The 4821-nt window shown below is 74.9% G+C and carries 5 protein-coding genes; 3 read left to right on the forward strand and 2 right to left on the reverse strand.

Features of this window, described 5'->3' with window-relative positions; translation table 11 throughout:
- Positions 1–139 precede the first annotated feature (139 nt).
- Both V7E45_RS38805 and V7E45_RS38810 read left to right on the forward strand, forming a co-directional pair.
- Complete coding sequence (locus V7E45_RS38805) at positions 140–322, forward strand: hypothetical protein (RefSeq protein WP_333778988.1); 183 nt, start codon at positions 140–142, stop codon at positions 320–322.
- A 105-nt stretch (positions 323–427) separates the two neighbouring features.
- Positions 428–1510: a glycosyltransferase 87 family protein gene (locus V7E45_RS38810; protein WP_333778992.1), complete on the forward strand. Its 1083-nt coding sequence runs from the start codon at positions 428–430 to the stop codon at positions 1508–1510.
- On the opposite strand, the gene V7E45_RS38815 is transcribed toward V7E45_RS38810, so the two are convergent.
- Positions 1462–3111, reverse strand: coding sequence for a DNA repair helicase XPB (locus V7E45_RS38815; RefSeq protein ID WP_333778989.1), 1650 nt, complete (start codon positions 3109–3111; stop codon positions 1462–1464). The two genes, V7E45_RS38810 and V7E45_RS38815, sit on opposite strands and share 49 nt — an antisense overlap.
- Before the next feature lie 153 nt (positions 3112–3264).
- Between V7E45_RS38815 and V7E45_RS38820 the strand changes: the two genes are divergently transcribed.
- Positions 3265–3882, forward strand: coding sequence for a hypothetical protein (locus V7E45_RS38820; protein ID WP_333778990.1), 618 nt, complete (start codon positions 3265–3267; stop codon positions 3880–3882).
- Here the strand turns inward: V7E45_RS38820 and V7E45_RS38825 are convergent.
- On the reverse strand, positions 3851–4821 hold a 971-nt coding region (locus tag V7E45_RS38825; RefSeq protein WP_333778991.1), incomplete at its 5' end, for a helicase C-terminal domain-containing protein. The genes V7E45_RS38820 and V7E45_RS38825 overlap by 32 nt on opposite strands.

The raw sequence follows: 4821 nt of genomic DNA on the forward strand, positions 1-4821 counted from the left end.
GGCCAATGCAATTACGCCCCCTAGGGGACGGGGTCCACCGGGCCGGGGGCCGGGGTCCACCCGGAGAGCTACGCGCGGGCCTTCGGATCCGGCCCCGGGGACGATGCCGGATCGGCGTCCGGCGATCCACCATGGAGACATGAGCGCAGCAACCATCCATCCGAGTCCTGTCCGTCCCCCGTCGGGCGCCACGGCCGTGGACGGCCCCCACCGCCACTTCCTGGGCGACGCCCTACGGGCCGTCAAGGTCTTCGTCGAGGCCGCGTTCGGCGTGGTGATCCTCGGCGAGTACGGCGAGGAGGCGGGCGTACGCCGCAAGTGACCCCATAGGGTCGCCTCCGTGCCGAAACGGACGCTGGTGTCCTACGTCTTCCTCGCGGTCTCCCTCTGCTCCTTCACCGCCCTGTGCGTCCTGCAACGGGCCCCGATGGCCGATCTGCTCGTCTACCGGGCCGAGGGTGCCGCCGTGTTCCACGGCGGTGACCTGTACGGCTTCACGGTGACCGAGTGGCGGCTCCCGGCGACCTACCCGCCCTTCGCGGCGCTCCTCTTCGTCCCGGCCGCCCTGGTCCCGGTCCCGGTCCTGAAGGCCGCCTTCCTGGCGGGCAACGCGCTCCTGCTCGCCCTCCTGGTCGCCCTCTCCGCCCGGCTGGCCGGCCGCCGGCCGTCCCCGGCCCGGCTGCGCACGGCCACCGCCCTCGCGCTCTGGCTCGAACCGGTCTTCCAGACGCTGCTGTTCGGCCAGGTCAACCTGGCGATCGCCTGCCTGGTCCTGTGGGACCTGACCCGTCCGCCCGGCGCCCGCGCCCGGGGCCTGGCCGTCGGCCTCGCCACCGGCGTCAAGCTCACCCCGGCCGTGTTCGCCGTCCTCCTGCTGCTGCGCGGCCACCGCCGCGAGGCGGCAACGGCGGCCGCCGGCTTCGCCGGCACCGTGCTGCTCGGCCTGCTGGTCCTGCCCGCCGCGAGCGCGGACTTCTGGACCAGGCGGCTGTTCGAGACCGGGCGGGTGGGCAAGGCGTGGATCGTGGACAACCAGTCCCTGCGGGGCCTGATCGGCCGGGCCCTGCACGGCCCGGTACCGGACCCCGCCTGGCTGCTGCCCGCCGCGGCCGTGGGGGCGGCGGGCCTGTGGCTGGCGGCACGCGCGCGTGAGGAACGGCACGGCGTCCTCCTGGCCGCCGGCACGGCCCTGCTCGTCTCCCCGATCAGCTGGACCCACCACTGGGTGTGGTGCGTGCCGCTCCTCGCGGTGCTGCTGGCCGAGGGCCGGGTCCGGCTCGCGGTGCTCACCGCGGCCCTCTTCACCGCCCGCACCATGTGGCTGCTCCCGCACGAGGGCGACCTGGACCTGCGGCTGCCCTGGTGGCAGCAGCCGCTCGCCGCGCCCTACCCGCTGCTCGCCCTGGCGCTGCTGGCCGGAGCGGCGGTGCCGGGACGGCCGGGCCCCCGGCCCCCGGCCGCTCAGCCGGTGCCCTCCGCGAGGAGGTCGTCGGCGTCCACGATCCGGTAGGCGTAGCCCTGCTCGGCCAGGAAGCGCTGGCGGTGCGCGGCGAAGTCCTGGTCGATCGTGTCGCGGGCGACCACCGAGTAGAAGTGGGCCTGGTGGCCGTCGGCCTTGGGGCGCAGCACCCGGCCGAGGCGCTGGGCCTCCTCCTGGCGGGAGCCGAAGGTGCCGGACACCTGGACGGCGACGGTGGCCTCGGGCAGGTCGATGGAGAAGTTGGCGACCTTGGAGACGACCAGCACGCTGATCTCACCCTCGCGGAACGCGTCGAAGAGCTTCTCGCGCTGCGCGTTGGACGTCTCGCCCTTGATCACCGGGGCGTTCAGGTGCTCGCCCAGTTCGTCGAGCTGGTCGATGTACTGGCCGATGACGAGGATCTGCTGCCCGGCGAACCGGCGGACGATCGCCTCGGTGACCTTCCGCTTGGTCGCGGTGGTGGCGCAGAAGCGGTACTTCTCCTCCGTCTCGGCCGTCGCGTAGGCCAGCCGCTCGGAGTCGGTCAGGTTGACGCGGACCTCGACGCAGTCGGCGGGCGCGATGTAGCCCTGCGCCTCGATCTCCTTCCAGGGGGCGTCGAACCGCTTGGGGCCGATGAGGGAGAACACGTCGGACTCGCGGCCGTCCTCACGGACGAGGGTCGCGGTCAGCCCCAGTCGCCGCCGCGCCTGGAGATCGGCGGTGAACTTGAAGACGGGCGCGGGCAGCAGGTGCACCTCGTCGTAGACGATGAGGCCCCAGTCCCGGGAGTCGAACAGCTCCAGGTGCGGGTAGACGCCCTTCCGCCGGGTCGTCAGCACCTGGTAGGTGGCGATGGTGACCGGACGGATCTCCTTGCGGGTGCCGCTGTACTCGCCGATCTCGTCCTCGGTGAGCGAGGTCCGCTTCACCAGCTCGTGCTTCCACTGCCGGGCGGAGACCGTGTTGGTGACGAGGATCAGCGTGGTGGACTTCGCCTGTGCCATCGCCCCGGCGCCGACCAGCGTCTTGCCGGCGCCGCAGGGGAGCACGACCACGCCGCTGCCGCCGTGCCAGAAGTTCTCCACGGCCTGCTTCTGGTAGGGGCGCAGCGCCCAGCCGTCCTCCAGCAGGTCGATCGGGTGGGCCTCGCCGTCGACGTACCCGGCGAGGTCCTCGGCCGGCCAGCCGAGCTTCAGCAGCACCTGCTTGATCTGCCCGCGCTCGGAGGGGTGCACCGCGACCGTGTCCGGGTCGAGGCGGGGGCCCACCAGCGGGGCGATCCGCTTGGACTTGAGCACCTCCTCCAGCACCGGCCGGTCGGTGGTGGTGAGGACGAGCCCGTGCGCGGGGTGCTTGCTGAGGGTGAGCCGCCCGTACCGGTCCATGGTCTCGGCGATGTCCACGAGCAGGGCGTGCGGCACGGGGTAGCGGCTGTACTGCACCAGCGCGTCCACGACCTGCTCGGCGTCGTGCCCGGCGGCCCGCGCGTTCCACAGGCCCAGCGGCGTGACCCGGTAGGTGTGGATGTGCTCCGGGGCGCGCTCCAGCTCGGCGAAGGGGGCGATGGCGCGACGGCAGTCGTCGGCGCGCTCGTGGTCCACTTCGAGCAGCAGCGTCTTGTCCGACTGGACGATCAGCGGTCCGTTCACCTACGCACTTCCCTTCGGCACGGCCAAACGTCCAGTGTGCCCTACCGGCGGGTGATCGGGCCGGGGCCGCCGCAACCATGGACCCCGGCCGCGAGTCTTGCTCCCGGGGGCGGCGCCGGGGCGCGGCCCGGGACCGGCGGAGGGGGCGCGGCGATGTCCACGGGCAGGTGGCTGACCGGTGGGGGAGCCTCGGTGGTGCTGGTGCTGACCGGGTTGTGGGCGGCGGGGCCGGGACGGATCGACCGGCACCTGTGGGGCGAGGTGCGGCCCGTGATCGAGGCCCGGCTGGTGGCCGACGAGCGGGGCGGCGGGTACGGGGAGACGGTGCCCGCGCTGCGGGCGCGGTGGTTCTGCGGGGCCGAGCCGCGGGACCTCGACGGGCGGGACGGCGTCGTACGGGCCGGGGTGACCACGCGGTGCACGGAGTTCGGGGTGCGCGACGGAACCCTGGTGGAGTGCAGCGGTGATGAGGTTCCGCAGGTGGTGCGCCTGAAGCGGGACGCGGCCGCGGACGGCGGCTTCCGGGTGGTGTCGCGGGAGGAGGCGCCGGACGGCGAGGGCTACGGGGCCCGGGTGGCGGACCACTTCGGCCCGCTGTCCGAGCCCGGCCCCGCCGACGCGGTGCCGTCCGCCGGTCTGGAGACGGCCGCCCGCGCCCACTTCCACCTGCGCGCGGGCGCCCCCGTCGGCAAGTGCCGACCGGGCCCGCCCCGGACGGCCCCGACCGGTCCGGGGCCGGTCAGTCCTCGGCCAGCTCGGCGACCCCCGTGACCCGGTGCAGCGGGTACGTCCGCACCTCGTCGGCCGTGTGGTCGTACGCCGTCACGAAGCCGCCCTCGACCCGGATCGGGGCGATGACGCGCTGGCTGGCGCTGCCCTCCGCGTTGACGTAGCCGATCCACAGGGACTCGCCGGTCAGGACGGCGGCCTGCATGGTGGCCAGGGTCTCGGCGGAGGAGGTGCGGGGCAGCTCGCCGCCGGCCGACCGGTCGCCCGAGGGCTTGCGCGGCGCGGTCGCGGCCAGGTCGCCGGCCCGGATCGCGCGGATCGCGGCCCCCAGCAGGGTGGCGTCGGGCGACGGCGGTCCGTCCGGCACCGGCTCCGGCGCGCTGCGCGGCGGGCTGCGGTGGGCGTGGGCCCGGGCGATGAGCACGTCGCCCTCGGCCGACTCGGCGGCGGGCGCGTAGCCCATCGCGCGCAGCCCCTCCAGGAGCGTGGCCGGGTCCGACTGGGTGGCCAGGACGGTCGGGGCCAGCCGGCGCAGGCCCAGCGCGGCCGCCCGCCGGTCCGCGAGGATCTCGTTGAGCAGGGCGTCGTCGTCGCAGCGCACGTACGCCGAGGCGGCACCCACCCGCAGGTGGCCGTGTCTGCGCGCCACGTCGTCGACGAGGTACGCCAGCGGCTGCGGGACCGGCGTACGGGAGTGCGCGGCGAGGAAGGCGTGCACGTCGGCGGCGGTGCGACCGGCGTCAAGGGCGCGCCGCACGGAGGCCGGGGTGAAGCGGTAGACGGTCGCCCCGCCCTTGGACTCGACGTCCGCGAGCACCCCGAGCACGTCGGCGAGCGGACGCTGGAGCGGGCCCGGGGCCACCGCCGTCAGGTCGGCCTGGAGCAGCACGTGGTCCAGCGGTTCGGGCAGCAGCGGCGCCAGCAGCCGGGCCGCGGCCGCGGCGGCGGCGGCCCGCTCGGGGCCGGTGAGGGGTTCGGGGG

This window comes from Streptomyces sp. IBSBF 3136, from assembly GCF_036815105.1.
Taxonomy (GTDB): domain Bacteria; phylum Actinomycetota; class Actinomycetes; order Streptomycetales; family Streptomycetaceae; genus Streptomyces.